Genomic DNA, 24541 nt, shown 5'->3' with positions numbered 1-24541 from the left:
TCACTATCGTGTAGACACCATTGAACCCTGTGGGAGCGAGCTTGCTCGCGATGCTTTTAGAGCCATCAATGCACCGACTGAATGCACCGTGAACCGCAATCGCGCACGAAAGCTAAATCGAAACACCGCCTCCATCTGCCGCAAAACTCACCCCCAAAAAACACCAAAGCCCCGAATTACGGGGCCTTGAGTATTACTTCAGAATTTTCTGTTACCACATATGAAAACCTGGCACGCCCCCTGCAATAACCCTTTCAGGTGATTCAAATCACCGACCCGGTTTCGGGGACCTTGGTACAGGCAGGCCGGGGATTCCCCTCTTTACACCGGGCTCACACCGCAGCCGCGACGAGCCCAGCCGTTTTGGGGCCCTTGATACAGGCAGGTCAGGGGTTCCTTCTTTACACCAGGCTCACACCGCACTCGCGACGAGCCTCCCGTTTCGGGAACCTTGGTACAGGCAGGCCGGGGATTCCCTCTTTTATTGCTCCCGGAGATGGATCTCCAGCCGCCAGCGGTCATCGACCTCGCTACCGGCCCACTCGCCCAGCAGCGGCCGGGCCGCCACCAGCGTCAGCAGCAACCCTCCATCGCTTGAACGTACCCGCCAGTTCACATCCTTGCCGCCAAGCTTGAGCTGGCCTTTCTGCGCCTGGCCCTCGGCGCCAAACAGCAGCGCGACACTGCCGTCGACGATTTCGCCATGGACCTTGGGTTCGTTGTTGAACCACACCACCAGCCCGTCGCCCGTCACCTCTACCTGCTGCAACTGACTCGGGTCTGGCGTGGTCAGGCGACCGATCATCAGGCCGATCATCATCCCGACGATCGCCAGCGAGCCCATCACCCGCAGGAATAGTTTCGAACGCACACCTGCTTGCGGCGTAGAATGCGCGTCATCTTTACCTTCGGAGCCGTGCATGTTTCACGTCATCCTTTTCCAACCAGAAATTCCGCCGAATACCGGCAACGTTATCAGGCTGTGCGCCAACAGTGGCTGCCACCTGCATTTGATCGAGCCGCTGGGCTTCGAGATGGACGACAAGCGCCTGCGCCGCGCCGGCCTCGACTACCACGAGTATGCCACCTTGCAACGTCACGCCGACCTCCCCAGCTGCCTGGAAAGCCTCGGCCATCCACGGCTGTTCGCCTTCACCACCAAGGGCTCGCGGCCATTCCACGATGCCAGCTTCGCCCCTGGCGATGCGTTCCTGTTCGGCCCGGAAAGCCGGGGTTTGCCCGCCGAGGTGCTGGACGCCCTGCCCCCTGAGCAACGCCTGCGCCTGCCGATGCGCGAAGGCTGCCGCAGCCTGAACCTGTCGAATACCGTGGCGGTGGCCGTGTACGAAGCCTGGCGCCAGAACGACTTCAAGTAACACCACGACCCAATGTAGGAGCTGCCGAAGGCTGCGATCTTTTGATCTTGAAAAATCAAAGTCAAAAGATCGCAGCCTTCGGCAGCTCCTACAGGGGGCCGTGCATCCAGCGGTTTCGTTTGCTCCATGAAAAAAGCGCCTTCAAAGGCGCTTTTTTCATGGAGCAAACGAAGCTTTTACTGAACGGTCGGCGTCTCGCCGGCAGCCTGCATGCGTTGCAGCTCTTGTGCGTACAGTGCATCGAAGTTCACCGGGGCCAGCATCAGTGCCGGGAACGAACCGCGGGTCACCAGGCTGTCCAGGGTTTCGCGAGCGTACGGGAACAGGATGTTCGGGCAGAACGCACCCAGGGTGTGGCTCATCGAAGCATCGTCCAGGTTCTTGATCAGGAAGATACCGGCCTGTTGCACTTCAGCGATGAACGCCACTTCGTCACCGTTTTTCACGGTAACCGACAGGGTCAGCACGACTTCATGGAAGTCCGATTCCAGTGCCTTTTGACGGGTGTTCAGATCCAGGGCGACGCTCGGCTCCCACTGCTGGCGGAAGATCGCCGGGCTTTTCGGAGCTTCGAAGGACAGGTCACGCACATAAATGCGCTGCAAGGAGAATTGCGGTGCAGTTTCTTCTTCGGTCGCAGCAGTGTTCTGTTGGTCAGTCATCGCAGATCCTTCTTGATCCAGGGTTCTTTTAGGTTTGCTTGTTTGGGGTATTGCCGTCAGGCCCTGAGCAGCGCGTCGAGTTTGCCGGCGCGCTCCAGGGCGAACAAATCATCACAACCGCCCACGTGGGTGCTGCCGATCCAGATTTGCGGCACGGACGTACGTCCGGCCTTCTGGGCCATCGCAGCGCGCACCTGCGGCTTGCCATCGACCTTGATCTCTTCGAAGGCCACGCCTTTGTTCTCGAGCAGGTATTTGGCTCGCGAGCAGTAAGGGCAGTAATCGCTGGAATAGACGACGACGTTGCTCATATCACTTCACCAGCGGCAGATTGTCGGCTTTCCAGCTGGAGATACCGCCGGACAGCTTGGCGGCGGTGAAGCCGGATTTCATCAATTCGCGGGCGTGAGTGCCGGCGGTCTGGCCCATGGCATCGACCAGGATGATGGTCTTGGCCTTGTGCTTTTCCAGCTCGCCAACGCGGGCGATCAGTTTGTCCTGAGGAATGTTCAGCGCGCCGACAATGTGACCGGCGGCGAAATCCTTGGTTGGACGAATGTCGATCACCACGCCTGCGTCCTTGTTGACCAGGCCGGTCAGTTCGCCAGTGCTCAGGCTACGGCCGCCGCCCTGCATTTGATAGGCAATCAGCAACGCCAGCAGTACGACGAAGATACCGACGAGAATGTAGTGGTTAGTGGCGAATTGAATCAGGTTAGCAACCATCGAAGGAGGTTCCAGGGCGTTAAAATGTCGGCCAGTATACACAGCCACTATGGTGGGCCAAACCCCGTCCGGCGGTGACGCGGCCGGAACTTCGCTTTAAACTGCCACTCCCTTTTCCATTGCTCCTTTTTATCTCAGCCACGAGTGGATTCCATGACTACCACGCCTAAACCTTTGGTCCTGATGATTCTCGACGGCTTCGGTCACAGTGACAGCCCCGAATCCAACGCCATTTTCGCGGCGAAGAAGCCTGTACTGGACCGCCTGTGGGCCACCGTGCCGAACGGCCTGATCTCGGGCAGCGGCATGGACGTCGGTCTTCCGGATGGCCAGATGGGCAACTCCGAAGTCGGTCACATGAACCTCGGCGCCGGTCGCGTGGTGTATCAGGACTTCACTCGCGTCACCAAATCGATCCGCGACGGCGAGTTCTTCGAGAACCCGACCATCTGCGCGGCCGTGGACAAAGCCGTCGCCGCCGGCAAAGCCGTGCATTTCATGGGCCTGCTGTCCGATGGCGGCGTGCACAGCCACCAGGACCACCTGGTCGCCATGGCCGAACTGGCCTTCAAGCGCGGCGCTCAAAACATCTACCTGCACGCCTTCCTCGACGGCCGTGACACGCCGCCAAAAAGTGCGCAGTCCTCGATCGAACTGCTCGACGCCACTTTCCAGGCCCTGGGCAAAGGCCGAATCGCCAGCCTGATCGGCCGTTACTACGCCATGGACCGCGACAACCGTTGGGACCGTGTCTCCCAGGCCTACAACCTGATTGTCGATGGCCAGGGCGAATTCAACGCCGCCACCGCCCAGGAAGGCCTGGAAGCAGCCTACGAGCGCGGCGAGAGCGACGAATTCGTCAAGGCAACCTCCATCGGCGAGCCGGTAAAAGTCGAAGACGGCGATGCCGTGGTGTTCATGAATTTCCGCGCCGACCGCGCCCGCGAGCTGACTCGTGTGTTCGTCGAAGACAACTTCAGTGAGTTCGAGCGAGCCCGCCAGCCGAAACTGGCCGGTTTCGTCATGCTGACCCAATACGCCGCGAGCATTCCTGCCCCGTCCGCCTTCGCCGCCGGCAGCCTGGAAAACGTGCTGGGCGACTACCTGGCAAAAAACGGCAAGACCCAGCTGCGCATCGCCGAAACCGAAAAATACGCCCACGTGACCTTCTTTTTCTCCGGCGGCCGCGAAGAACCGTTCCCGGGCGAAGAACGCATCCTGATTCCGTCGCCGAAAGTCGCCACCTATGACCTGCAACCGGAAATGAGTGCGCCGGAAGTCACCGACCGCATCGTCGACGCCATCGAAAACCAGCGCTACGACGTGATCGTGGTCAACTACGCCAACGGCGACATGGTCGGCCACAGCGGCGTGTTCGAAGCGGCGGTCAAGGCTGTTGAATGCCTTGACCTGTGCGTGGGCCGCATCGTCGATGCCCTGGAAAAAGTCGGCGGCGAAGCCTTGATCACCGCTGACCATGGCAACGTCGAGCAAATGTCCGATACAACCACCGGCCAGGCGCACACTGCGCACACCACCGAGCCGGTGCCATTCATCTATGTCGGCAAGCGCGACCTGAAGGTCCGCGAAGGCGGCGTGCTGGCGGACGTGGCGCCGACCATGCTGAAGCTGTTGGGCCTTGAGCAACCGGCGGAAATGACCGGGACTTCGATTCTGGTCTGACCGGATTTCCAAAACGCCACAAAATCTGTGGGAGCGAGCTTGCTCGCGATAGCAATCTGACAGCCAACATCTATGTTGAATGATCGGACGCCATCGCGAGCAAGCTCGCTCCCACAGTGGTTTTTGGAGTTTTTGAAATGGAATTCAGTCTGTCGCTTGCTCCAGTCATCACACAGTCAGAAATGGGCATTTTTTTTGCCGCCCATGGCGGGCATACTAGGCCGTCCCTTTCCCTGGTGCCGCCCGCCCCTATGCTTCGCGTCCTGATAGCCCTAGCTCTGACTTGCCTGCTCCAACCGGCCTTTGCTGACGAGCGCGCAAACACCCAACAACAGTTGGACGCCACGCGTCAGGACATTGCCGAGCTGAAGAAGCTGCTGGGCAAGTTGCAGGAAGAAAAGTCCGGCGTGCAGAAAGAGCTCAAGGGCACCGAAACTGAAATGGGCAAGCTCGAGAAGCAGGTCGATGCCCTGCAAAAAGAGCTGAAGAAAAGCGAAGCCGAGCTGCAGCGACTCGATGCGGAGAAAAAAAAACTCCAGAGCGCGCGCATTGAACAGCAACGACTGATCGCCATTCAGGCCCGGGCGGCCTATCAGAACGGTCGTCAGGAATACCTCAAGCTGCTGCTCAACCAGCAGAATCCGGAAAGATTCGCCCGCACCCTCACCTATTACGACTACCTGAGCCAGGCTCGCCTGGAGCAGCTGAAGAATTTCAACGAAACCCTGCGCCAACTGTCCAATGTCGAGAAAGACATCGCCATGCAGCAGGCGCAACTGCTGGTGCAGCAAAGCAGCCTCGACACCCAGCGTGACGAGCTCGAGAAAGTCCGCAAGGAGCGCCAGCAAGTCCTGGCCAAGCTCAATGACGACGTAAAGGCTCGCGATCAGAAACTGGCGGCGCGCGAGCAGGATCAGGCAGACCTGTCTAAAGTCCTTAAAACCATTGAAGAAACCTTGGCCCGCCAGGCCCGTGAGGCAGAAGAAGCGCGGCAAAAAGCGCTGATTGCCCAGCAGGAAGCCGAAAAAAAGCGTTTACGTGAGGCCCAGGCGCAGGCAGATGCCGGCGACGACGCCCCACGCAAACCGGTCAGATCGACACCTGGCGCACTGGTTTCCAGTTCCGGCGAGACCTTTGGTGGTCCGTTTGCGTCAACCCGCGGCAAACTTCCCTGGCCTGTCGATGGTCGACTGTTGGCGCGCTACGGTGAAAGCCGTGGCGACGATGCCCGGACCAAGTGGGATGGCGTGATGATCGGCGCGTCTGCCGGCAGCACCGTGCATGCTGTGCATGGAGGTCGTGTAGTGTTTGCCGACTGGCTGCGAGGCGCCGGGTTGCTGGTGATCCTCGACCACGGCAACGGTTTTTTGAGTCTTTATGGTCACAACCAGACGCTGCTCAAGTCTGCGGGTGATGTGGTTAAAGCCGGTGAGTCCATCTCCACTGTCGGCAACAGTGGCGGGCAGGACACGCCAGCGCTGTATTTTGCTATTCGTCAGCAGGGTCACCCGAGTGATCCGGCGCAATGGTGCCGCGCGCAAGGATAAGCGCGATACCTAATTCAGGAGTTTGTTAGACATGCTGCATTTGTCCCGCCTTACCTCGCTGGCCCTGACGATCGCCCTGGTGATCGGCGCGCCTCTGGCGTTTGCCGCTCAACCGGCCCCGGCGGTTGCGCCTGCGGGCACTGCTGCGACCACCAAGGCGCCACTGCCGCTGGATGAGTTGCGCACCTTTGCCGAGGTGATGGACCGGATCAAGGCCGCTTATGTCGAACCGGTGGACGACAAGACCCTGCTGGAAAACGCCATCAAGGGCATGCTCAGCAACCTCGACCCGCATTCGGCTTACCTCGGCCCTGAAGATTTCGCCGAGTTGCAGGAAAGCACCAGTGGCGAATTCGGCGGCCTGGGCATCGAAGTCGGCGCCGAAGACGGCTTCATCAAGGTAGTGTCGCCGATTGACGACACTCCTGCTTCCAAGGCCGGCATTCAGGCCGGCGACTTCATCGTCAAGATCAACGGCCAGCCCACCCGCGGCCAGAGCATGACCGAAGCCGTCGACAAGATGCGCGGCAAGATCGGCCAGAAAATCACCCTGACCCTGGTACGCGACGGCGGCACGCCGTTCGACGTGACCCTGTCCCGCGCCGTCATCCAGGTGAAGAGCGTGAAGAGCCAGCTGCTGGAATCGGGCTACGGCTACATCCGCATCACCCAGTTCCAGGTCAAGACCGGAGAAGAGGTTTCCAAGGCGCTGGCCAAGCTGCGCAAGGAGAACGGCAAGAAGCTCAAGGGCATCATCCTCGATCTGCGCAACAACCCGGGTGGCGTGTTGCAGGCGGCGGTGGAAGTGGTCGACCACTTCATCACCAAGGGCCTGATCGTCTACACCAAGGGCCGCATCGCCAACTCCGAGCTGCGTTTCTCTGCCACCGGCAAGGACGAAAGCGAAGCCGTGCCAATGGTCGTGCTGATCAACGGCGGCAGCGCCTCGGCTTCGGAAATTGTCGCCGGCGCCCTGCAGGACCAGAAACGCGCCGTGGTGATGGGCACCAACAGTTTCGGCAAGGGCTCGGTGCAAACCGTGCTGCCACTGAACAATGATCGTGCATTGAAGATCACCACGGCGCTGTACTACACGCCGAATGGCCGCTCCATCCAGGCCCAGGGCATCGTCCCGGACATCGAAGTGCGCAAGGCCAAGATCACCAGCGAGCAGGACAACGACTACTTCAAGGAAGCCGACTTGCAGGGTCACCTGGGCAACGGCAACGGCGGTGCGGACAAACCGACCGGCTCCAGCAAGGCCAAGCCGATGCCACAGGACGATGATTACCAGCTGGCCCAGGCCCTGAGCCTGCTCAAAGGGCTGAGCATCACGTCCGGCCGTTGAGGATGCGCCTGCGGTACATTCTCGGTCTGCTTTGCTGTCTGGCGGGTGTTGTTCACGCAACGCCCGCCTCGACTACCCCGCAAAAAGCCTACCTGACGCTGATCATCGATGACCTGGGGCAGAACCTGCCCCGGGATCGCCGCGTGTTGGCCCTGCCCGGCCCGGTGACCACGGCGATCATGCCCGACACACCTCACGCCACCGAATTCGCCCGCGAAGCCCATCGCGCCGGAAAAATCGTCATTCTGCACATGCCCATGGATCCGGCCACCGGACCGTTCGCCTGGCATCCCGAATTGCCTGTCGAAGAGCTGGAAAAGCGCCTGAACGCCGCCTTCAAAAGGGTCCCGTACACCAGCGGCATCAACAATCACATGGGCAGCCGCATGACCGCACAACCCGCGGCCATGGCCTGGTTGATGGCAGACTTGCAACAACGACACAAATTCTTCGTCGACAGCCGCACCAGCGCCCGGACCGTGGCCGCGGCCGAAGCGCAGAAAATGGGTCTGGCCAGCGTTTCGCGGGATGTGTTTCTCGACGATGAACGGACCGAAGCCGCGATCTTCAGCCAGTTACAGACAGCGATCAGCCTCGCGCGCAAGCAAGGTTCGGCGGTGATGATCGGGCATCCGTATCCACAGACGCTCGCGGTGCTGGAGCGGGAGTTGCCGAAGCTGAAGGCTCAGGGCATCGAGTGGATTGATGTCCGGCAGATGATCAGTGTGCGCGGTAATCGGGCGACTGCGGCGCATGGGAAGGATGGGGTGTACCGCTAGAGCTACACAGCGTCCCCTGTGGGAGCGAGCTTGCTCGCGATAGCGATCTGTCCTTCACCAATGTTGTCGACTGACACGACGCCATCGCGAGCAAGCTCGCTCCCACAGTGGTCCGGGCATGACTGAAGGGTTGGTGTTGAATCCTATAGATACCGCGCCATGATCTCGTCGACCTTGCCTTCCTTGCGCATCTGGTCCAGCGCCGCCTGGAGCTTGGCCACCGTCTCGTCCGGCACGTCCTTGTTCAGTGCCAGGTACAGTTCCGCACTGTTGAAACGCAGTACGGTTTTCAACCCGTTGACCCCTTCCTGACGCGCCAGATAGCGCCCGGCCGGGTCACCGGTGGCCCACAGGTCGATCTGCCCGTTGACCAGTTTTTTCGCGTTGTCCTGATCGCGCAGTACAACAATCGGATTGAGCCCCTGCTTGGCCAGCGTCTCGGCAATCGCGTCGCCCTTGTAGGCGCCGATCTTGTACTTGCGCGCATCATTCAAGGTTTCGAGGGTGATCTTGCTGTCAGCCTTGGCCAGCATGATCCAGTCGTCCGGGCCGATTGGACCGACCCATTTGAACAGCTTCTCGCGATCCGGCAACCGCGCCATGACAAACACGCCATAGCCGGGTTTTTCCAGGGTGAGTTTGTAGATTCGCTCCCAAGGGAAACGCAGCGTCAGACTGTAGGTAATGTTGGCACGCTTGAATATTTCGCGGACGATATCGGTGGCGATGCCATCGATGTTCTCGTCCTGAGCGAAGTTCTTGCCATTCTTCGCCATGTTGTAGGGCGGGAAATTTTCAGTCAGCAACACCATGTCGGCATCGGGACTGTCTTTTGCGTGTGCTCCGCTGATGAACAACAGAGAAGCGCTGGCAAGGACGAGAAGAAAGCGTTTAAGCATGTCTGGCTACCGAAATCCATGGCGTACCCAAGAGTGCCTTGGGCACGCCATGATGTCCACTGGCCTGCATTGGTTTATTCAGCGCATCACAATTCCGCGATGGGCCATATAAGCCTTGGCTTCCTGCACGGTGTATTCGCCGAAGTGGAAAATACTCGCCGCCAGAACCGCGCTGGCGTGACCTTCGATAATGCCGTCGGCCAGGTGTTGCAGGTTGCCGACGCCACCGGAAGCGATCACCGGAATGCCCAGCGCATCGCTGATGGCGCGGGTGACGCCCAGGTCGAAACCGTTTTTCATGCCGTCCTGGTCCATGCTGGTCAGCAGGATCTCACCGGCACCCAGGCCTTCCATTTTCTTTGCCCACTCAACGGCGTCGAGGCCGGTTGGCTTGCGCCCACCGTGGGTGAAGATTTCCCAGCGCGGGGTTTCGCCCGGCCCGGAAACCTTCTTCGCGTCGATCGCGACCACGATGCACTGCGAACCGAAATGCTGCGCGGCTTCGCCGACGAACTCAGGGTTGAACACCGCAGCGGTGTTGATCGAAACCTTGTCCGCGCCGGCATTGAGCAGGTTGCGGATGTCCTGCACGGTGCGTACGCCACCGCCCACGGTTAGCGGGATGAACACCTGGCTGGCCATGCGCTCGACGGTGTGCAGCGTGGTGTCGCGGCCATCGACGCTGGCAGTGATGTCGAGAAAGGTAATCTCGTCGGCGCCCTGCTCGTCGTAGCGACGGGCGATTTCCACCGGGTCACCGGCGTCGCGGATGTTTTCGAATTTCACACCCTTGACCACCCGGCCGTTGTCCACGTCCAGGCAAGGGATGATGCGTTTGGCCAGCGCCATGATCAGTCCTCAGCCTTTGTACGAATCGCAGAAAGCTTGCGCTTCGGCGACATCGAGGGTGCCTTCGTAAATCGCACGGCCGGTAATGGCGCCGATGATGCCCGGCGCCTTGGCGTCGAGCAGGGTCTTGATGTCGCCCAGGTTGTGGATACCGCCAGAAGCGATCACCGGAATCGAAGTGGCAGCAGCCAGTGCCGCGGTGAACGGAACGTTGCAGCCCTGCATCATGCCGTCTTTGGCGATGTCGGTGTAAACGATGGCGGAGACGCCGTCGGCTTCGAACTGCTTCGCCAGGTCGATCACCTGGATGGTGCTGATTTCAGCCCAGCCGTCGGTGGCGACGAAACCGTCCTTGGCGTCCAGGCCGACGATCACCTTACCCGGGAACGCGCGGCAGGCTTCGGCAACGAAGGCCGGATCTTTCACGGCCTTGGTGCCGATGATCACGTAGCTAACGCCCGCTTTCACGTAGTGCTCGATGGTTTCCAGGGAGCGGATACCGCCGCCGATCTGGATCGGCAGGTTCGGATAACGCTTGGCGATGGCGGTGACCACTTCGCCGTTGACCGGCTGGCCTTCGAACGCGCCGTTCAGGTCGACCAGATGCAGACGGCGGCAACCGCCCTCCACCCACTTGGCAGCCATGCTCACCGGGTCATCGGAGAACACTGTGGAATCTTCCATGCGGCCCTGGCGCAGACGAACACAGGCACCGTCTTTAAGATCGATAGCGGGAATAATCAGCATCTGGCAAACCTTCAAATTTGAATGTTCAGCTTGGCTCGGAAATCAGTTTTTCTCGAGCGCCCACAGGTCGCTTTCGATGCTTTCGAACCTCTCTTTGAGGTGCGCCTGCACATCGAAAATCGCCCTGTTGTAATAGTGCGGAGCAATTTCACGGGTAAACAGCTCAAGAATCTCCGCCGCCTCGAAAGAGCCGAGGTCGAGTTCGAAGCGGTCTTCCATGAAACGCTTGATCTTGCGATTGGCCTCGCTCTCCTGCTCGGGAGTAAGGGTCAGAATCGGCGGTTTCTTCTTGACGGCCATTTACCAGCGACCGTCCCACGCAGCGAAGTTCTGCAGCAACTGCAGGCCATGGGTATGGCTTTTCTCCGGGTGGAACTGCACGGCGAAACGCGAGCCTTCGGCCAGCGCCGCGGCGAAATCGACACCGTAGTGACCACCACCCACCACCTGCCGCGTGTTGGCGGCGGCGATGTAGTAGCTGTGCACGAAGTAGAAACGCGCCAGGTCCGGAATGTCATGCCACAGCGGGTGACTGACCTTCTGCTTCACTTCGTTCCAGCCCATGTGCGGGACTTTCAGGTGCTCACCATCCTCGACCAGATCCTTGCCGAAGAACTTCACCGCGCCCGGGAACAGGCCGATGCAGTCGACGCCGTCGTTCTCTTCGCTGGTGTCGAGCAAGGCTTGCATGCCCACACAGATGCCAAGGAACGGACGGTCCTGGCTGACTTCACGCACCAGCGAATCGAAGCCGAGGCGACGGATCTCCGCCATGCAATCGCGAATGGCGCCGACGCCGGGGAAAACCACCCGGTCGGCTTCGCGAATCACGTTGGCATCGCTGGTGATCAGCACCTTGCCGGCACCGACGTGCTCGAGGGCCTTGGCCACCGAGTGCAGGTTGCCCATGCCGTAATCGATAACCGCGACTGTCTGCATTACAGGACGCCCTTGGTCGAAGGCATTTGCCCGGCCATGCGGTCATCGAGCTCGACGGCCATGCGCAGGGCGCGACCGAAAGCCTTGAACACGGTTTCGATCTGGTGGTGGGTGTTGTGCCCACGCAGATTGTCGATGTGCAAGGTGACGTTGGCGTGGTTGACGAAGCCCTGGAAGAATTCCTGGAACAGGTCAACGTCGAAACCACCGACGGTGGCACGGGTGTAGGGAACATGCATCTGCAGGCCTGGACGGCCGGAGAAATCGATCACCACGCGCGACAGCGCTTCATCGAGCGGCACGTAGGCGTGACCGTAGCGACGGATGCCTTTCTTGTCGCCGATGGCTTTGGTGAAGGCCTGGCCGAGGGTGATACCGACGTCTTCCACAGTGTGGTGGTCATCGATATGCAGGTCGCCCTTGCTGACAATATCCAGGTCGATCAGCCCGTGACGGGCGATCTGGTCCAGCATGTGCTCAAGAAAAGGTACACCGATATCGAATCGGGCCTTTCCGGTGCCATCGAGGTTGATCGAGGCTTTGATCTGGGTTTCCAGAGTGTCGCGCTCGACAGACGCCTTACGTTCGGCCATCACCAGCTCCGCAAAATCATTGGGCGAAAAAGGCAGCCATTATAGGCGTGCGGGCGCCAAACAGAAACACGCGAGGTGATATCACTGACGGAGTGAATCCGGGGGTGCCAGCGATGTACATGTCAGTACAAGCCATTCAGGTGCAACACAGAACAAAAGTGGGAGCGGGCTTGCTCGCGAAAGCGGTGGATCAGCCCACAATTATGTCGACTGATACTCCCTCTTCGCGAGCAAGCCCGCTCCCACAGGGGCTGTGGCTTACCTTGGTGTTAGTGGAACAACACCGCGGTTTTTTGCAAGGTCACCCACACACCCCACGCCAACGGAATACCCACCACCAGCCACGCCGCCACCGCCAGCGGCTTGGTGCCAGGCGCGGCTTTCCACTCCAGCACGGTGCTGCTGTCAGCGCCTTTGTCATGGCCCAGCGCCTGCTCGGCGGCCAGTTCGGCGTCGGTCATGAAGTACTTGTCCGCCACCGGGCGCACCAGCAGGTTGCACAGGAAACCCAGCACCAGCAGGCCGGCGAGGATGTACAGCGTGATGTCGTACGCTGCTGCACGCTCGACGCCGATGCTCAGCTGATATTCACGCAGGTAGTTCACCAGCACTGGACCGAGCACGCCGGCCGCCGCCCACGCCGTCAGCAGACGACCGTGAATCGCACCGACCATTTGCGTACCGAACAGGTCCGCCAGATACGCAGGAACAGTCGCGAAACCACCGCCGTACATCGACAGGATGACGCAGAACGCCGCCACGAACAGCGCGATGCTGCCCAGATGACCGAGGTTCGGAATCAGTCCGTACAGGGCAAAGCCCAAGGCGAAGAACACGAAGTAGGTGTTTTTGCGACCCAGGTAATCCGAGAACGAAGCCCAGAAGAAACGTCCGCCGATGTTGAACAGGCTCAGCAAACCGGTGAAACCGGCCGCGATGGCGGCGATCGAAGCCAGTTGCGAAGCGTCGAGTTGGCCGAACGCCAGGTCATTGCCCAGCAACTTGCCACCGAACACTTCCTGCAGCAGCGGCGACGCCATGCCGAGGATGCCGATACCCGCCGATACGTTCAGGCACAGCACCAGCCACACCAGACGGAACTGCGGCGTCTTCCAGGCCACATTCACGTGAACATGACGATGAGTAATCATCGCGTTCGAGGCTTTTTTCGCCGGGGCGGTCCAGCCTTCAGGCTTCCAGCCGGTTGGCGGGACGCGGTAGGACAATGCGCCACCGATCATGAACACGAAGTAGATCGCGGCCATGACCAGGAAGCTCTGCCACACGCCGACGCTGGTTGGCGAAGCGAAATGCCCCATCAGCGCTGCCGCCAGCGGAGCACCGACCATCGCACCACCGCCGAAGCCCATGATCGCCATGCCGGTGGCCATGCCGCGCTTGTCCGGGAACCACTTGATCAGGGTCGACACCGGCGAAATGTAGCCCAGGCCCAGGCCGATACCACCAATGACCCCGGAGCCGATCCACATCAGCCAGATCTGGTGGGTATACACGCCCAGCGCCGAAATCAGCAGACCGCCGCACCAGCACAATGCCGACACTACGCCAGCCTTGCGTGGCCCGGCATGTTCCAGCCAGCCACCCCAGATGGCAGCCGAGCACCCCAGGAAGATGAAGAACAGGGTGTAGATCCAGCCGAGCATCGAGATCGGCCAGTCACACTGGGACGAAAAGACCTGTGCGATAAAACCCATGTCCGCTACGCAGGCCACTGGAGCCGTGATGCCCAGCGCCTTGGACAGCGGCAACCAGAACACCGAAAAGCCGTAGGCCATGCCGATGCACAAGTGGATGGCCAGCGCGGCCGGTGGCACCAGCCAACGGTTGAAGCCGGGCTTGGCGATGATCCGCTCCTTGGACAGGAACGCGGGCTGGTCGGCGCTAAGGCCGTCCGCCGTGATGCTCGTGGTCATTGTATTTCCCCCAATTATTAGTAGGGTTCGCCAGCCACGCTCCCGGCCTTTATGCACGCAGACATGACCGTTTTTTGGTGGAGCGCCTTGTTGTGCGACAACAGGTCGCAGAAGGACGGACGAACGGGCAAAGGTTACCATCTGCCAGTGACAGAAAAACCAAACTGACATCACCTTTTGTACGTCGTCTGATCTCCATCGCTTCATGACCCCACAGGAATCACCATGCCGATCATTGTCGAGCCGCTCAATCAAGCCACGCCCCAGGATCGGCAGGATCTGCAGAAGATCTACCGCGACGCTCCAGACTGGTTGTTCGCCCCGTTTTCCGGCGAGGCGCAGTTGATCGAAGACTGTTTACAAGACGGCACACTGATCGCCGGACGCTTCAATGATCGCCTGCTGGGCGCGGCCCGCCTGCAAAGGCACCAAGACGCCTGGCATTTGTCACAAATATGTGTGCGAAAAATTACCCGTCGCCGTGGTGTTGCCGAGCGACTGGTGGCCGAAGCGCAAAAAATGGCCGCGCAATCGGGTATGCCGCTGCGCCTGCTGGCGCCTGCCGGGCATCTGGAGGCGCAGGCGCTGGCCGCCAAGCTGAAACTGCCACTGGATGTATTGCCGGCGTGATCACTGACCGGTCGTCTGTTCGGGGGCGCTATACTCCTCGGCTAAATTTTGAATTCGACTAATTACAAGGACTCGCCCATGAAAGCGTTCGGCAAAATCCTGGGTCTGGTACTTCTCGGGTTGTTGCTGATCATTGTGGCGCTGGGCTTTGCCCTGACCCACCTCTTCGATCCCAACGACTACAAAGACGAGATTCGCCAGATTGCCCGCGACAAAGCCCACATCGAGCTGACGCTCAATGGCGATATCGGCTGGAGCCTGTTCCCGTGGCTGGGCCTGGAGCTGCACGACGCCAGTGTCGCGACCATGGTCAAACCGACCGAGCCGTACGCCGACTTGCAGATGCTCGGCCTTTCGGTGCGCGTACTGCCATTGCTGCGCCGTGAAGTGCAGATGAGCGACGTGCGCGTCGAAGGCCTGAACCTGCGCCTGAACCGCGACAAGGAGGGTCATGGCAACTGGGAGGACATCGGCAAGCTGCCTGCAACAGCCAGCACCGACGCGACCGGCACCCCGCCAGCCGCTACCGAACCTGCGCCCGAAACCAGCGACGCGGCGGAAAAACCGCCCCAGCCGATCCGCCTGGACATCGACAGCCTGACCGTGAACAACGCACGGGTCGAATACACCGACGAACGAACCGGCAAGACCTTCAGTGCCGAAAGCATTCAGTTGAGCACCGGCGCGGTCCATGACTCCGTCAACATTCCGCTCAAGCTCACGGCTTTCCTGTCAGCCAACCAGCCGGCACTGCGGGTGCGTACCGAACTCAACGGTGAGGTGCGCATCGCACGTGCACTGCAGCGCTATCAGTTCGAAGACATGAGGCTGTCGGGTGAAGTGACCGGCGACCCCTTCCAAGGCAAGGCCGTGACGTTTTCCGCCCAGGGCCAGCTGGTGCTGGACAAGGCCGCCAACGTTGCCGAGTGGACCGGCATCAAGATCTCCGCCAACCAGTTGCGGGCACTGGGTGAACTGAAGGTCAACGATCTGGACAAGACCCCACAGGTCAGTGGCGGCATCTCGATTGCCCAGTTCGACCTGGCGAAATTCGTCGACAGCATCGGCCAGAAACTCCCGGCCATGGCCGAAGGCAGCCTGAGCAAAGTCGAGCTGGTCAGCCGGTTGGCCGCGACACCGACCAGCCTGGCGCTCGACGACCTCAACCTGAAAGTCGACGACAGCACCTTCAGCGGCCGCATTGCCGTCGAAGACTTCGCCAAGCAATCGCTGCGCGCCGTGCTCAAGGCCGACACCTTCAACGTCGACCGTTACCTGCCGCCGAAATCCGCCGAGGCCAATAGCGCGACGCAAGTGCGCCAGGCCGAAGTCGCCAGCACCGAAGCCGATGCCATGGCCGGCGCCGGCAGCACGCCGTTGCCACCCGCGCCGACCAAGGACGCGTGGAGCAGCGAGCGCCTGTTGCCAGTGGAACGCTTGAGCAAGCTCGATGTGGACGCCGACCTGACCTTCGGTCAGCTGACCCTGCAAAAACTGCCGATCCATAACGCTGCGCTCAAGGCCACCGGCCAGGGCGGCCTGCTGACGCTGGCCAACCTGCGCGGCGACCTGTACGAGGGCAACTTCGAAACCACCGGCACGCTCGATGTGCGCCAGCCAGTGCCGGCGCTGAATCTGCAGACGAAGATCAGCCGGGTACCGGCGGAAAAAATCCTCGAAAGCCAGGGCAAGAATCCACCGGTCAAGGGCCTGGTCACGCTCAACAGCAACCTGACCGGCAACGGCAACAGCCAGAAGGCGTTGATCGAAACCCTCAACGGCAACGCCAGTTTCGTCATCAACAATGGCGTGCTGCTCAACGCCAACCTTGAGCAACAGCTGTGCAAAGGCATCGCCACGCTCAACCGCAAAACCCTCAGCGGCGAGCCACGCGGCAAGGACACTCCGTTCCAGGAGCTCAAGGGCAACCTGACCTTGCGTAACGGCGTAGCCAGCAACCCGGACCTGAAAGTGCGCATCCCGGGCATGACCGTCAAAGGTGACGGTGACATCGATCTGCGCGTGCTGGGCATGGACTACCGTGTCGGCATCATCGTCGAAGGCGATACCAGCGCCATGCCGGACCCGGCCTGTCAGGTCGGCGACAAGTTTGTCGGCATCGAGTGGCCGCTGCGCTGCCGTGGCCCGCTGGAGCTGGGCGCCAAGGCTTGCCGTTTGGATAACGACCGCATGAGCCAGGTCGCGACCAAGTTGGCTGGCGAGAGGATCAGCGAAAAAATCGACGAAAAATGGGGCGACAAAGTCGACCCGAAACTGAAAGACGCGCTCAAGGACCTGTTCAAGCGATGAGAGCCGAGCAGTTTTCAACGGCGGTGCTGGACTGGTTCGACCGCCACGGCCGTCACGATTTGCCTTGGCAGCAGGACATCAACCCGTATCGGGTATGGGTCTCGGAAATCATGCTGCAGCAGACCCAGGTCAGCACCGTGCTGAACTACTTCGACCGCTTCATGGCCTCGTTGCCAACGGTCGAAACCCTGGCGGCGGCACCGGAAGACGAAGTGCTGCACCTGTGGACCGGCCTGGGTTACTACACCCGTGCGCGCAATTTGCAGAAGACCGCGAAGATCGTCGTCGAGCAGTACGGCGGCGAATTTCCCCGGGACGTGGAAAAGCTCACGGATCTGCCGGGGATCGGCCTGTCCACCGCTGGCGCCATTGCCAGCATCAGCATGGGCCTGCGCGCGCCGATCCTCGACGGCAACGTCAAACGCGTCCTGGCGCGTTTTACCGCGCAAGAGGGCTACCCGGGCGAGCCGAAGGTCGCCAGACAGCTCTGGGCCAACGCTGAGCGCTTTACGCCTCACGACCGGGTCAACGCCTACACCCAGGCGATGATGGACCTCGGTGCCACGCTCTGCACCCGCAGCAAACCGAGCTGCCTGCTGTGCCCGCTGGAAAAAGGCTGCGAGGCGCACATGCTCGGCCTGGAAACCCGTTACCCGATCCCCAAGCCGCGCAAGGCCATCCCGCAGAAGCGCACGCTGATGCCGATGCTGGCCAACACCGAAGGCGCCATCCTGCTTTACCGTCGCCCCTCTACGGGCCTCTGGGGCGGCTTGTGGAGCCTGCCGGAACTCGACGACCTCGACGACCTGCCTCATCTGGCAACGCAGCACTCGCTGGAACTGGGCACCCAACAGGCATTGCCGAGCCTGGTGCACACCTTCAGCCATTTTCAGTTATCCATCGAACCCTGGCTGGTTCAGGTCCAGGAGACCGGCCATCACGTGGCCGAGGCCGACTGGCTCTGGTATAACCTCGCCACCCCGCCGCGCCTGGGCCTTGCCGCCCCGGTCAAAACCTTGCTCGAACGCGCGGCCGCCGTATTGAACGCAGGAGAGTCGTCATGACCCGCACCATCATGTGCCGCAAGTACAAAGAAGAATTGCCAGGCCTGGAGCGCGCTCCCTTCCCGGGCGCCAAAGGCCAGGACATTTTTGACCACGTCTCGGCGAAGGCCTGGGCCGACTGGCAAAAACACCAGACCCTGCTGATCAATGAAAAACGCCTGAACATGATGAACGCCGAAGATCGCAAATATCTTCAGGGCGAAATGGACAAGTACTTCTCCGGCGAGGATTACGCCAAGGCCGAAGGCTACGTACCGCCATCGGAATAACCCCGATTTTTCGGGGGTCGGAACGTAAGCGACGGTAATAATTAAAATTTTTTTGAAAACTTGCTTGACGCCCCCCTGAAAAACCCGTTTAATGCGCCCCGTTGCCCAGATAGCTCAGTCGGTAGAGCAGGGGATTGAAAATCCCCGTGTCGGCGGTTCGATTCCGTCTCTGGGCACCAAATACCGAAAACCCTGAATCGCAAGATTCAGGGTTTTTTTATGCCTGCGATTCAATGGCCGCTGGACCACCTCCAGACCAAGTCACTCTCCACCCTGCTTTAACTCCCCCCACCCGATACTTCCGACGAATGATGGCAATTTGACGCCATCGTTTTGCGCTGTAAACTGCCAGCCACTTCCGTTTTCTTTGCATAAAAGGAATTTGCAATGCCAACCCTGGGCGAAATCCGCGTCAACCCTACAACTGGCTATCATTCCGAGCCCTCCCTCACGGCTCTGAAAGATGGCGGTTACATCGTGGCGTGGAGCGATCAGGGAACAAGCACCACCGATTACATCTACACCCAGCGCTATAACGCCAGCGGCGTGCAGGACGGCGGGCCAGCCCTCGTCAACAAAGTGAACAACAGCGCACAGGAAGATCCCACCATCACCGCATTGGCCAACGGCGGCTACGTGGTCGCCTGGAAGTCGGATACCTTCGACGACATGGCCGACATCGCCGCCCAGGTCTACAACGCCAATGGCGTCAAGGTTGGAAGCGAGTTCATCGTCAACACAACCAGAATCGGCACGCAGGACAGCCCGGAGATCACCTCGCTGAAGGACGGCGGTTTCGTGGTGACCTGGGCTTCGTTCGGCCAGGACGGCAGCGGTTGGGGCGGTTACCTGCAGCGCTATGACGCCAGCGGGGCAAAGGTCGGGGTGGAAACACGCGTCTCTACCACCACTCAGTACGACCAGGATGGCCCTACCGTCACCGACCTTGCCGATGGCGGCATGATGGTGGTTTGGGAGGGCAACGGAAAAGACGATACAGCCGGCATCTTCGGTCAGCGGTTCAAGGCCGACGGCAGCAAGTCGGGCGCAGAAGTCCGCATCAGTACCAGGGTTGCCGACGATCAGACAGACCCTGTCGTGAAGGTCCTGAGTAACGGTAACTACGTCGTCACCTGGCAATCGGCTCCCGATGATGGCGATGGCAACGACGAAACCGATGCACCGGCCGATATCTACGCGCAGCTTTTCAATGCCGCTGGCGTAAAAGTGGGCGTGGAAACCCGGGTCAACACCACCACCGCAGGCAATCAGGAAGAGCCTAATGTCACCGCCATGACGGACGGCGGTTATCTGGTGACCTGGGCAGGCCAGGGCACCGGTGATGTCAATGGCATCTTCTGCCAGCGCTTCAATGCCAGCGGCGTCAAGGTGGGCACAGAAACCCGCATCAACACCACGACCACCGACAATCAATTGTTCTCCCAGGTGACTGCATTGGCCGATGGCGGCTATGTGGTTGCCTGGGAGTCCTCGAAGGCGAGCGGGCAAGTTGACGTTTACACCCAGCGCTTTGACGCGAACGGCAACAAGGTTTCCAGCCTGACAGGCGATGCCCTGGCCAACACCCTGACCTGGACCGGTACCGGCAGCGTGATCATCGACAGCGGCGCGGGCAATGACACGCTTACAGGTGGCCGCGCCAACGACCATCTGAACGGCGGTGCAGGCAATGACTCGCTCGATGGCGGCGCCGGGGCCGACCGCCTGATCGGCGGCGATGGCTCGGACCGCTACTACGTCGACAATGCCGGCGATATCGTCAGCGAAACCAATGCCACGGCCAGCACCGGCGGCACCGATAGCGTCTATAGCTTCCTCGGCGCCTACACCCTGGGAGACAACGTCGAAAACCTGCGTCTGCTGGCGGTCGGCGCTGCCAACGGCACCGGCAACAGCCTCAACAACATCATCGACGCCGGGGCCGGCAACAACATCCTCAATGGCGGCGCCGGTATCGATACCGCGTCCTATGCCTATGCCACGGCGGCGGTAACTGCCAGCCTGAGCCTGACCACCGCGCAAGCCACCGGTGGCTCCGGCACAGACACCCTGTTGAACTTCGAAAACCTCACGGGCAGCGCCTATCACGACACCCTGACCGGTAATGCGCTTGCCAACACTCTCACGGGTGGTGCCGGCAATGACATTCTCAATGGCGTTGCCGGTGCCGACCGCATGGTCGGTGGCGATGGCTCGGACCGCTACTATGTCGACAATGCCGGCGATATCGTCACCGAAACCAATGCCACGGCCAGCACCGGCGGCACCGATAGCGTCTACAGCTTCCTTGGCGCCTACACCCTGACGGACAATGTCGAGAACCTGCGCCTGCTGGCGACCGGCAATGCCAGCGGCACCGGTAACAGCCTCAACAACGTCATCGACGCCGGGACCGGCAACAACGTCCTCAATGGTGGCGCCGGCATCGACACCTTGTCCTATGCCTATGCCACGGCAGCGGTCACGGCTAACCTGGGGCTGACCACTGCACAAGCCACCGGCGGTTCCGGTTCAGACACCCTGTTGAACTTCGAAAACCTCACGGGCAGCGCCTACAACGACACACTCACCGGCAATGCACTTGCCAACACCCTCACCGGCGGTGCCGGCAACGACACGCTCACCGGTGGAGCCGGCAACGATCTGTTGATCGGCGGCACGGGCCTGGACAAGCTTTATGGTGGCACCGGAGCCGACAAGTTCGACTTCAATGCCCTGAGTGAAATGGGCCTGGGCGCCGCCCTGCGCGATGTCATTGGCGACTTCAAGACCAGCGAAGGCGACAAGATCGACCTGTCGACCCTGGACGCCAACCTGGCGACGTCGGCCAACGATGCGTTCAGCTTCATCGGTTCCAGCGCGTTCAGCAGCAATGCCACGGGGCAGATACGGTTCGCCGGCGGCATTCTCTACGGCAGCACCGACGCCGACACCGCCGCTGAGTTCGAAATCCAGTTGCTGGGGGTGAGCAACCTGCAAACTGCCGATCTGATTGCCTGATAGAGGGTGGTTGTACCGGCATAACACCGGCACCCAATACCGAAAACCCTGAATCGCAGGATTCAGGGTTTTTTTATGCCCGGGATTTGATGAGGCACCGCTCCAGATACCATCGAAACGCCGGGCGAAGCATCAATTCCCCCTCCGCCCTATCGCCCTTTCGCCATGCCAGCAAGCGCCTGTAACGCTTGCCGGGGGTAAGGCCCAGATGCGTCAGGTATTTATGATCGGCCATTCCTGGCAGTCTCTCGGGTCTGTCGGAACGCTCCGTATGCTTTAACCGAATCGGATGACATACGCTGACCCAAAAATCGGCCATGGTCATCAATAACATCCGGGCTCTGCACTGTCGCGATGTCATCAGAGACAACAGACGGGTCTTGGTTCGTATTTTCGGACTTTCAAAATTTTCTACCCCCATCGTTGTTTCAGAGGACCCGTTAGTGCTGCAGGGCTGAGTCCTTATGTGATCAGGCTGTTGGACGACCCGTCATGTGATGACTGGCCAATAACCATAAAGAGAGAATGCAATGTCCTTGGATGTAATTGGCATGTTGGCGCTTGTCGCTTTTTGCGCCGGCTTTTTTGATGCGATTGCCGGTGGGGGCGGTTTGATCACCTTGCCTGCATTGTTTCTGGCAGGTGTAGATCCGATCAGTGCAATTGCAACGAACAAGTTCCAGGCCGCTTCGGCAACTGTTTCGGCAACGGTGACCTTTGCTCGCAAAGGATTGATCGAGTGGCGCGAAGGCCGTTTCCTGGTTATTTGCGGGTTTATTGGTGGCGCCAGTGGGGCCTTGCTGGTCAGCTCTATTGATAAGCACTATCTGGAAGTTTGCGTGCCTATCATGCTGATTCTGGTAGCTATCTATTTTGCGTTTTCTCCAAAGCTGGCCAATGAAGATCGACGCAAGAGAATTGGTGTTCTGCTGTTTTCGTTTACCGTGGCGCCGATCCTGGGTTTTTACGACGGTATATTTGGCCCCGGCGTGGGCTCTTTCTTCATTGTCGGATTTGTACTGCTCTGCGGCCTGGGCATGATGCGGGCCATGAGTTTTACCAAGCTTGGCAACGCCTCTTGCAATCTCGGCTCTCTGTCGGTCTTTATCACCAAAGGTGTGATTATCTGGCCGGTAGCCATAGCCATGGCTTTGGCGGCCTTCATCGGCGCTCAATTGGGTGCACGGGCCGCTGTCCGGGTCGGACCACGGCTGATCAAACCCATGTTGATCGTGGTCTGCTGCGCCTTGGCCATCAAGCTGCTGAGCGTAGAAACCAACCCTTTGCGCGTTGCTCTCCTCCAAGCGTACGCGGGCGTTAATAACGAAAAACCCTGAGTCGCAGGACTCAGGGCTTAGAGCCTCTCGCTAACTCGCATCATTCCAATGAAAAACCAGGTTACGGGCTGCACCACTGCCAACATCGGCAACGTCCTGCCGGGTTTCGCCGTTGCGCGTCGCAATGACCGTGTATTTACCGGCAGGCAGCTTCACGTAAACCAACGGACCGGCGTTATTGAGTGTCAGCACGGTTTGCCCCGGAGCTTTCTGAATGACCACGCTCACGTCAGGAATGTATTCATTTTCCGTCCCGACAGAGAACGTCATGTGCAGGTTATAGCCGGTGGTCTGCTGGATGGCCCTGGACTCATCCTCGCCGATACCGCCGGACAGGTAGGCGATGCCGTTTTGCTCCTGGCGCTGCACCTGCACGCCAGTGCTGTCGATCGGATCAAGGCTGGCGGCGGGCGACATCGATGGAAACATCAGCACGCCGACGGCGGTGAGTGGCAACAGGAGTGAATGGAGGTACTTCATGATGACGACTCCCGGGTTCTGCAGAACCCAATCGTTACATTCGTTGGATTTCCAGTCGCAGGGAGGGGTTTTAGATTGATTTGGCCTGAGTACGAAACGTACTACGCCATTTGCTCCTCAGCCCTCGCCTGCCCTCCGACACGTCCTGCCAGTGAATCCGGTTTTTCCTGCCTGTTTTTCAGTCACTCCCGGCAGCTTCGAAGGGGGCTCACTGGTCATGCTCTTTCGCTGTCCAATCTGCTGCGGAAGACCTCATGACAGCCCTCACACCCAACGACACTCACGACCCCTATCTGGCTTCACTGCTGGGTAGCCTTGGCAAATTGATCCATCAGGCACGTCAGAAGGTGCTTCGGGCGGTCGATACCGTTCAGGTGCAAACCTGCTGGCAGATTGGTCGACACATCGTTGAGTTCGAACAGAATGGCGCGCGACGCACGAGGTACGGCAAAGAGTTATTGCCGACCCTGGCCAAAGGGCTGACTGCGGAATTCGGAAAGGGATTTGACGCTTCCAACCTTCGGTACATGCACCTGTTCTATCAAGCCTTTCCAATTCGCGACGCACTGCGTCTCGAATTGAGCTGGACCCACTACCGCCACCTGCTTCGGGTCGACAACGACAGTGCCCGTCTCTGGTACATGAACGAATCAGCCACCCAAAACTGGTCAAGCCGCGCCCTGGAGCGCCAGATCAATACGCTGTACTACGAACGCCTGCTGGCGAGCCGCGATCGCGGCAGTGTCAAGCAGGAGGCCGCCACCAACATTCAAAACATGAAGGCCAGCCCTCGGGATTTCATCCGTGATCCGGTGGTCCTGGAGTTTCTGGGTTTACCCAATGCCGGCAAGCTCCAGGAAAGCGAGATCGAACAGGCGTTGATCGACCAAATGCAAGGCTTCTTGCTGGAACTGGGCAAGGGCTTCGCGTTCATTGCCCGCCAGCAACGCATCAGTACCGACAGCAAAGACTTCTACATCAACCTGGTGTTCTACAACTACTTGCTCAAGTGCTTCGTGATCTTCGATATCAAGCGCGGTGAACTGACCCATCAGGATGTGGGGCAGATGGACATGTACGTGCGCATGTACGACTACCTGAAACGCGGCGTGGAAGACGGCCCCACTGTCGGCATCATTCTCTGTGCGCAAAAGGATGAATCCGTGGTGCGTTACTCGGTGCTTGAAGGAAACGAACAACTGTTCACCAGCAAGTACAAGCTCGTCCTGCCGAGTGAAGAGGAACTCTGTATCGAACTGGATCGGGAACGGGCGGCTCTTGAAGAACGACTGCTCGAACAATCACTGCGTTGAGGCCAATGGATTGTTCATCAACGCCATCAAGACTA

The 24541-nt window shown here is 59.8% G+C and carries 24 protein-coding genes and 1 tRNA gene; 13 read left to right on the top strand and 12 right to left on the bottom strand.

Going from position 1 to position 24541, the window contains the following annotated elements; genetic code table 11:
- Window positions 1–481: 481 nt before the first annotated feature.
- Window positions 482–922, bottom strand: coding sequence for a hypothetical protein (locus tag AC07YV_RS16565; RefSeq protein ID WP_102700278.1), 441 nt, complete (start codon window positions 920–922; stop codon window positions 482–484).
- Here AC07YV_RS16565 and AC07YV_RS16560 point away from each other — a divergent pair.
- Window positions 921–1376, top strand: a complete 456-nt coding sequence (locus AC07YV_RS16560; protein WP_102700277.1) for a tRNA (cytidine(34)-2'-O)-methyltransferase — start codon at window positions 921–923, stop codon at window positions 1374–1376. The genes AC07YV_RS16565 and AC07YV_RS16560 overlap by 2 nt on opposite strands.
- Before the next feature lie 176 nt (window positions 1377–1552).
- On the opposite strand, the gene secB is transcribed toward AC07YV_RS16560, so the two are convergent.
- The 3 genes from secB to AC07YV_RS16545 are packed head-to-tail and all read right to left on the bottom strand — an operon-like array spanning window position 1553 to window position 2764.
- Window positions 1553–2038 carry a protein-export chaperone SecB gene (gene secB, locus AC07YV_RS16555; RefSeq protein ID WP_060544061.1) on the bottom strand — a complete coding sequence of 162 codons (486 nt, stop codon included), beginning with the start codon at window positions 2036–2038 and terminating at the stop codon, window positions 1553–1555.
- 56 nt (window positions 2039–2094) lie between these two features.
- Entirely contained in the window at window positions 2095–2349 is a 255-nt protein-coding gene (gene grxC, locus AC07YV_RS16550; RefSeq protein WP_007972741.1) for a glutaredoxin 3, read from the bottom strand.
- Between the two features lies 1 nt (window position 2350).
- Complete coding sequence (locus tag AC07YV_RS16545) at window positions 2351–2764, bottom strand: rhodanese-like domain-containing protein (protein ID WP_015093082.1); 414 nt, start codon at window positions 2762–2764, stop codon at window positions 2351–2353.
- 153 nt (window positions 2765–2917) lie between these two features.
- Here AC07YV_RS16545 and gpmI point away from each other — a divergent pair, with 153 nt between their 5' ends.
- The 4 genes from gpmI to AC07YV_RS16525 all read left to right on the top strand — a co-directional run bounded on the left by gpmI (window position 2918) and on the right by AC07YV_RS16525 (window position 8121).
- Window positions 2918–4447 carry a 2,3-bisphosphoglycerate-independent phosphoglycerate mutase gene (gene gpmI / locus AC07YV_RS16540; protein ID WP_102700276.1) on the top strand — a complete coding sequence of 510 codons (1530 nt, stop codon included), beginning with the start codon at window positions 2918–2920 and terminating at the stop codon, window positions 4445–4447.
- 251 nt (window positions 4448–4698) lie between these two features.
- A complete protein-coding gene (locus tag AC07YV_RS16535) occupies window positions 4699–5994 on the top strand; it encodes a murein hydrolase activator EnvC family protein (protein WP_102700275.1) in 1296 nt (431 codons plus the stop codon).
- Window positions 5995–6025: 31 nt separating this feature from the next.
- Complete coding sequence (locus AC07YV_RS16530; protein WP_102700274.1) at window positions 6026–7342, top strand: S41 family peptidase; 1317 nt, start codon at window positions 6026–6028, stop codon at window positions 7340–7342.
- A gap of 2 nt (window positions 7343–7344) precedes the next feature.
- A complete protein-coding gene (locus AC07YV_RS16525) occupies window positions 7345–8121 on the top strand; it encodes a divergent polysaccharide deacetylase family protein (RefSeq protein WP_102700273.1) in 777 nt (258 codons plus the stop codon).
- A 143-nt stretch (window positions 8122–8264) separates the two neighbouring features.
- On the opposite strand, the gene AC07YV_RS16520 is transcribed toward AC07YV_RS16525, so the two are convergent.
- From AC07YV_RS16520 to AC07YV_RS16490, 7 genes are all read right to left on the bottom strand, one after another.
- A complete protein-coding gene (locus AC07YV_RS16520; protein ID WP_102700272.1) occupies window positions 8265–9020 on the bottom strand; it encodes a substrate-binding periplasmic protein in 756 nt (251 codons plus the stop codon).
- Between the two features lie 78 nt (window positions 9021–9098).
- The gene (gene hisF / locus AC07YV_RS16515) at window positions 9099–9869 is read right to left on the bottom strand and encodes an imidazole glycerol phosphate synthase subunit HisF (RefSeq protein WP_007972752.1); all 771 of its coding nucleotides are present in this window, start codon (window positions 9867–9869) and stop codon (window positions 9099–9101) included.
- 9 nt (window positions 9870–9878) lie between these two features.
- Window positions 9879–10616: a 1-(5-phosphoribosyl)-5-[(5-phosphoribosylamino)methylideneamino]imidazole-4-carboxamide isomerase gene (hisA, locus tag AC07YV_RS16510; RefSeq protein ID WP_015093076.1), complete on the bottom strand. Its 738-nt coding sequence runs from the start codon at window positions 10614–10616 to the stop codon at window positions 9879–9881.
- A 42-nt stretch (window positions 10617–10658) separates the two neighbouring features.
- The gene (locus AC07YV_RS16505) at window positions 10659–10916 is read right to left on the bottom strand and encodes a DUF2164 domain-containing protein (RefSeq protein ID WP_007989200.1); all 258 of its coding nucleotides are present in this window, start codon (window positions 10914–10916) and stop codon (window positions 10659–10661) included.
- On the bottom strand, window positions 10917–11555 hold the full coding sequence (gene hisH, locus AC07YV_RS16500; protein ID WP_102700271.1) for an imidazole glycerol phosphate synthase subunit HisH: 639 nt from the start codon (window positions 11553–11555) through the stop codon (window positions 10917–10919).
- The gene (gene hisB, locus AC07YV_RS16495; RefSeq protein WP_003186751.1) at window positions 11555–12148 is read right to left on the bottom strand and encodes an imidazoleglycerol-phosphate dehydratase HisB; all 594 of its coding nucleotides are present in this window, start codon (window positions 12146–12148) and stop codon (window positions 11555–11557) included. The genes hisH and hisB overlap by 1 nt, the downstream gene beginning before the upstream one ends.
- Before the next feature lie 269 nt (window positions 12149–12417).
- Window positions 12418–14082, bottom strand: coding sequence for an OFA family MFS transporter (locus AC07YV_RS16490; RefSeq protein ID WP_102700270.1), 1665 nt, complete (start codon window positions 14080–14082; stop codon window positions 12418–12420).
- 225 nt (window positions 14083–14307) lie between these two features.
- On the opposite strand from AC07YV_RS16490, the gene AC07YV_RS16485 reads away from it, so the two are divergent.
- From AC07YV_RS16485 to AC07YV_RS16455, 7 genes are all read left to right on the top strand, one after another.
- Window positions 14308–14712: an acetyl-CoA sensor PanZ family protein gene (locus tag AC07YV_RS16485; protein ID WP_102700269.1), complete on the top strand. Its 405-nt coding sequence runs from the start codon at window positions 14308–14310 to the stop codon at window positions 14710–14712.
- 78 nt (window positions 14713–14790) lie between these two features.
- On the top strand, window positions 14791–17022 hold the full coding sequence (locus AC07YV_RS16480) for an AsmA family protein (protein WP_102700268.1): 2232 nt from the start codon (window positions 14791–14793) through the stop codon (window positions 17020–17022).
- Window positions 17019–18086, top strand: a complete 1068-nt coding sequence (gene mutY, locus AC07YV_RS16475) for an A/G-specific adenine glycosylase (protein ID WP_102700267.1) — start codon at window positions 17019–17021, stop codon at window positions 18084–18086. Before AC07YV_RS16480 ends, mutY begins: the two co-directional genes overlap by 4 nt.
- Complete coding sequence (locus AC07YV_RS16470) at window positions 18083–18355, top strand: oxidative damage protection protein (protein ID WP_007972770.1); 273 nt, start codon at window positions 18083–18085, stop codon at window positions 18353–18355. Before mutY ends, AC07YV_RS16470 begins: the two co-directional genes overlap by 4 nt.
- 103 nt (window positions 18356–18458) lie before the next feature.
- Window positions 18459–18534 (top strand) — tRNA-Phe (locus tag AC07YV_RS16465).
- A gap of 208 nt (window positions 18535–18742) precedes the next feature.
- On the top strand, window positions 18743–21376 hold the full coding sequence (locus tag AC07YV_RS16460; RefSeq protein WP_102700266.1) for a calcium-binding protein: 2634 nt from the start codon (window positions 18743–18745) through the stop codon (window positions 21374–21376).
- 530 nt (window positions 21377–21906) lie between these two features.
- Entirely contained in the window at window positions 21907–22713 is an 807-nt protein-coding gene (locus tag AC07YV_RS16455; protein ID WP_102700264.1) for a TSUP family transporter, read from the top strand.
- Between the two features lie 30 nt (window positions 22714–22743).
- On the opposite strand, the gene AC07YV_RS16450 is transcribed toward AC07YV_RS16455, so the two are convergent.
- A complete protein-coding gene (locus tag AC07YV_RS16450) occupies window positions 22744–23193 on the bottom strand; it encodes a hypothetical protein (RefSeq protein ID WP_102700263.1) in 450 nt (149 codons plus the stop codon).
- 254 nt (window positions 23194–23447) lie between these two features.
- On the opposite strand from AC07YV_RS16450, the gene AC07YV_RS16445 reads away from it, so the two are divergent.
- Complete coding sequence (locus AC07YV_RS16445) at window positions 23448–24506, top strand: PDDEXK nuclease domain-containing protein (RefSeq protein ID WP_102700262.1); 1059 nt, start codon at window positions 23448–23450, stop codon at window positions 24504–24506.
- Window positions 24507–24541 lie beyond the last annotated feature (35 nt).

Source organism: Pseudomonas sp. GW456-E7, from assembly GCF_059424105.1.
The sequence above is the reverse complement of the archived record's forward strand: the minus strand, read 5'-3'. Positions and strand labels throughout refer to the sequence as shown.

Excerpts from the sequence above, each read along its gene's own strand:
- AC07YV_RS16560 (WP_102700277.1), top strand. The coding sequence starts at position 921 with ATGTTTCACGTCATCCTTTTCCAACCAGAAATTCCGCCGAATACCGGC.
- AC07YV_RS16565 (WP_102700278.1), bottom strand. The coding sequence starts at position 922 with ATGCACGGCTCCGAAGGTAAAGATGACGCGCATTCTACGCCGCAAGCA.
- secB (WP_060544061.1), bottom strand. The coding sequence starts at position 2,038 with ATGACTGACCAACAGAACACTGCTGCGACCGAAGAAGAAACTGCACCG.
- grxC (WP_007972741.1), bottom strand. The coding sequence starts at position 2,349 with ATGAGCAACGTCGTCGTCTATTCCAGCGATTACTGCCCTTACTGCTCG.
- AC07YV_RS16545 (WP_015093082.1), bottom strand. The coding sequence starts at position 2,764 with ATGGTTGCTAACCTGATTCAATTCGCCACTAACCACTACATTCTCGTC.
- gpmI (WP_102700276.1), top strand. The coding sequence starts at position 2,918 with ATGACTACCACGCCTAAACCTTTGGTCCTGATGATTCTCGACGGCTTC.
- AC07YV_RS16535 (WP_102700275.1), top strand. The coding sequence starts at position 4,699 with ATGCTTCGCGTCCTGATAGCCCTAGCTCTGACTTGCCTGCTCCAACCG.
- AC07YV_RS16530 (WP_102700274.1), top strand. The coding sequence starts at position 6,026 with ATGCTGCATTTGTCCCGCCTTACCTCGCTGGCCCTGACGATCGCCCTG.
- AC07YV_RS16525 (WP_102700273.1), top strand. The coding sequence starts at position 7,345 with ATGCGCCTGCGGTACATTCTCGGTCTGCTTTGCTGTCTGGCGGGTGTT.
- AC07YV_RS16520 (WP_102700272.1), bottom strand. The coding sequence starts at position 9,020 with ATGCTTAAACGCTTTCTTCTCGTCCTTGCCAGCGCTTCTCTGTTGTTC.
- hisF (WP_007972752.1), bottom strand. The coding sequence starts at position 9,869 with ATGGCGCTGGCCAAACGCATCATCCCTTGCCTGGACGTGGACAACGGC.
- hisA (WP_015093076.1), bottom strand. The coding sequence starts at position 10,616 with ATGCTGATTATTCCCGCTATCGATCTTAAAGACGGTGCCTGTGTTCGT.
- AC07YV_RS16505 (WP_007989200.1), bottom strand. The coding sequence starts at position 10,916 with ATGGCCGTCAAGAAGAAACCGCCGATTCTGACCCTTACTCCCGAGCAG.
- hisH (WP_102700271.1), bottom strand. The coding sequence starts at position 11,555 with ATGCAGACAGTCGCGGTTATCGATTACGGCATGGGCAACCTGCACTCG.
- hisB (WP_003186751.1), bottom strand. The coding sequence starts at position 12,148 with ATGGCCGAACGTAAGGCGTCTGTCGAGCGCGACACTCTGGAAACCCAG.
- AC07YV_RS16490 (WP_102700270.1), bottom strand. The coding sequence starts at position 14,082 with ATGACCACGAGCATCACGGCGGACGGCCTTAGCGCCGACCAGCCCGCG.
- AC07YV_RS16485 (WP_102700269.1), top strand. The coding sequence starts at position 14,308 with ATGCCGATCATTGTCGAGCCGCTCAATCAAGCCACGCCCCAGGATCGG.
- AC07YV_RS16480 (WP_102700268.1), top strand. The coding sequence starts at position 14,791 with ATGAAAGCGTTCGGCAAAATCCTGGGTCTGGTACTTCTCGGGTTGTTG.
- mutY (WP_102700267.1), top strand. The coding sequence starts at position 17,019 with ATGAGAGCCGAGCAGTTTTCAACGGCGGTGCTGGACTGGTTCGACCGC.
- AC07YV_RS16470 (WP_007972770.1), top strand. The coding sequence starts at position 18,083 with ATGACCCGCACCATCATGTGCCGCAAGTACAAAGAAGAATTGCCAGGC.
- AC07YV_RS16460 (WP_102700266.1), top strand. The coding sequence starts at position 18,743 with ATGCCAACCCTGGGCGAAATCCGCGTCAACCCTACAACTGGCTATCAT.
- AC07YV_RS16455 (WP_102700264.1), top strand. The coding sequence starts at position 21,907 with ATGTCCTTGGATGTAATTGGCATGTTGGCGCTTGTCGCTTTTTGCGCC.
- AC07YV_RS16450 (WP_102700263.1), bottom strand. The coding sequence starts at position 23,193 with ATGAAGTACCTCCATTCACTCCTGTTGCCACTCACCGCCGTCGGCGTG.
- AC07YV_RS16445 (WP_102700262.1), top strand. The coding sequence starts at position 23,448 with ATGACAGCCCTCACACCCAACGACACTCACGACCCCTATCTGGCTTCA.